Source organism: Candidatus Margulisiibacteriota bacterium, assembly GCA_018822365.1.
Lineage (GTDB): Bacteria > Margulisbacteria > WOR-1 > O2-12-FULL-45-9 > XYB2-FULL-48-7 > XYB2-FULL-45-9.
In genome coordinates, this window is record JAHJKL010000011.1 from 1 (window position 1) to 3,062 (window position 3,062).

General features: G+C 52.0%; 1 protein-coding gene. It reads right to left on the reverse strand.

Annotation, left to right across the window (positions count from 1 at the left end; all coding sequences use genetic code 11):
• Positions 1-3,062 (reverse strand): hypothetical protein (locus KKF06_00715; GenBank protein MBU1616289.1); only part of this gene is annotated, 3,062 nt, incomplete at both ends.

Sequence of the window (3,062 nt, forward strand, 5' to 3'; positions counted from 1 at the left end):
TAACGGTCGGCGCGGTCCCGTCGACCCGGACGGTGTTGCTTGCTTCCGCCGAAATTCCGTCCGAGCCAATAACAGCCAGTTTGATCAAATATGAGCCGTCGCTGACTTTTTCCCCATCCCCTCCCCTGCCGGACCAGTAAAAGGCATGTTCCCCTTTCCCCTGGGAAGCATGAAAAGTTGTGACGATTTGCTCACCATTGGTTATCGCCAGATTGACCTTAAGATCGTCCCGGGCGAGATAGTATTTTATCGCGGCGCCGGACGCCGGAGAAAAGGGATCGGGCTCGGCGTAAACATAAGAAATCAAAGTCGGCGCCCGGTCGACAACGATCGTTTTGACTTCGGAAGAGACGTTGTTGCCGACCCAGTCTTCGGCATAGATATTATATGAATAACTTCCACCGAGAAGTTCATTGCTGTTCCCGCGGCCGTCCCACTGCCAAGAACCGGAAGATGGACCAAGGGATCCAGGTACCAAGGTACCAGGATAAGAAAAGTTCTCCGTTTGCCCTTCGGCATTTTTGAAGAGCTCTCCGTCTTCGCGATAAATCCCCAGCTTGACCGCGGAGGGCTCGCTCAATTTATACCAAAAATCGGTCGTATCTTTTACCCCATCATCGTTGGGGGTGAACGGGTTTGGCGCAGTATTCAAACCCAGGACCTTTGGCGGAGTAAGGTCGATCACGGTCTTAACCATGACGTTCTCGGAAATATTCCCCGCTTCATCGATGGCGTAACCAACCACAGAATATTCCCCATCCACCAGGTTGGCAGGATTTGGAAGTTGGGAATATAGGGCCCAAAGGCCGGTCGCGTCATCCCGGCGATATAGCTTAAAACCTTCATTTGACCAATTAACCTTAAGTTCTTTTTCCGCCGGAAGCGGCGCGTCGATATTGATCAGGTCGCTTGATTCGCTCTTAACCCCCAAGTATATTTTCCCTTTTTCATTGATCGTCAGAAGGTAATCGACACTATCGTATTTCCCATCGCCGTTAGGGGAAAAGGCGCAAAGATTTGGAGTTATGCCGACCGTCGGCGGGGCTGTGTCCTTAACTACCTCAACATCGCCGCAAGTGAAGATCTCCGAATTTCCTTGAGGGTGAGCAGTGACAAAAAAGCGGTTCAGTCCTTCTTTAGTAAGCGGCACCGCGGTAAAATGATAATTACCATGCTCATCAGGGGTTGTTTTAGCCAAGGTTTCGAGGGATCCAGGCATCGAGACAACCGCGAGGGCTAAGACCGAGCCTGGCTCTGCCGTACCGTAAATAGTCACGCTGTTTTTATTGGTAACATAACGGTCGGCCAGGACGATCGGCGCGGAAAGCTTAAATTTGCCGGGAAGAAGAGCGTAGGTCGAAAAATGGTCGAGAGCCGCGTAAAAGACATATTGCTTTTCGCCGTTATTCTCTTCGATCGTCTGCTGGTTGTCGGAAATGATCTGCAGATCCCCCGCCTCCGTCACCTGGTGGATATTCCAGGGGAGATTATTCGGCTCCCCCGCGCCATTCCAGGCCCCCAGCTCTTTCAATTCCTCAAAGGTATAAATAAAACGGAGGGTCGGCCGCAGGTCAACCCCTTCCAGGGAACTGACCGTAAATTTCCAGGGAGATGGTTTTATCTCCACGATCGGCCCGGAGGTCAAAATAATCGGCTTACTGCGGATCTTAATTTCTTTCATCGTCACCGGCGTAACCGTCGCCAGCTGGTCGCGATCGCCGAACGCGCGAGGAGGGAATTTGAGCTGGGCCCGTTTGTAGGCGCTCCAGGCGTCGCCGCCAGTTTCTTTTTTGATCAGCGTACCAATCGAAATGTTTTGGGTGGCGATAAAACTGCCGGAGCGGAGGAGGATCGTGTAATCGCCGTTCAAGCGGGAGACGTTCCACCAGGCGAGCCGTCCGCTGGTCGGGGCTTCGTCAAACGATTGAGCGATCGACTGCCAGCTCTTGCCGTCGTAATACTGCAATTCGTAGGGACCGGGGGCAAAGCCGCTTACCTCAACAAAGCGGGCTTCGGAAGCGTCAAGCTTTAGCTTAAGGGCGAGAGTATCGTCCAGGCGCTTGGCTCCGGCGGTGATCCCTTCAAGAACAATATCTTTATTGACCGCGCCGCTTTTATCTTTTATTAATACTTCCCAGCGATCGATCTCAAGATTGGGGTTATCGACCGGACTGTCAAAGTTGTCCGGCTCCCAGGGGTGTTTTTTCAGGAAAGTGAATTTTGCCGCGACAGCCGATTGGCAATCATCGGCAATTCTGTAAGCGGAAGCGATTTTAAGGGGGCGTCTCGACCGGAAAGCGTCGGGATTGAACGCAAGAGAAGGGCTCTTGATATAGCCCCGGCTCGCAAGCAAGTTAGTATCGTCGGCAGTTGTCCAGGGGAAGCCATTAATATCCTGGTCCTCGGCGTTAACGACCGCGCTGGGAGAGGATGAAGTCAAAGAAACATTGATCCCCGGAGTATTACTTTCGACCTGGAATATTTTGTCGTAAACATAATCCGGTAAAACGAGGATTTGATCGATCGCCCGGGAGCTCCATTCCCCCCGTTTTGAGGTTTTATTGTAATGGAGCTGTCCGGTAGAAACAACGGAGTTGTTTTGGTCGAGCCGCCGCTGGTTAACCTGGGCCAGATCAAGTTTCCACCAGGTCCCGGCGATAGTCGGACCGGTGTAGTTTTGGGGCTCGCCGCCAAGCTCCTTGTCCAGCTTTCTTTGTTGAGCGGTCTGACTGGCGGTAAAAGTGGCATATTCGCTCTCTTGCCACGGCCAGCTGAAGATAAAGGGAGATTGAGGATTACCGTCGCTGGAATAGACAAGGTCAGTATGAGCTCTAACCACTGTCCGGTCGTTAGAGAAGTCGAGCCCCCCCTGATTCCCGCTCGCCTGCTGTGGGTAAGTAATCGGGACAAACTCATAATACTCGTCGGAAAGATAACTATCGTAGCCGGACGAGGAAGCAAGAGAGTCCTTATAACCAAGCAAATTAGCCTTCTCGCTCATCTCTTTTAATTTCAAGCTCCGTTCTTTCCAGCTCAAACCTGACAATTCCGATTCGATCTTA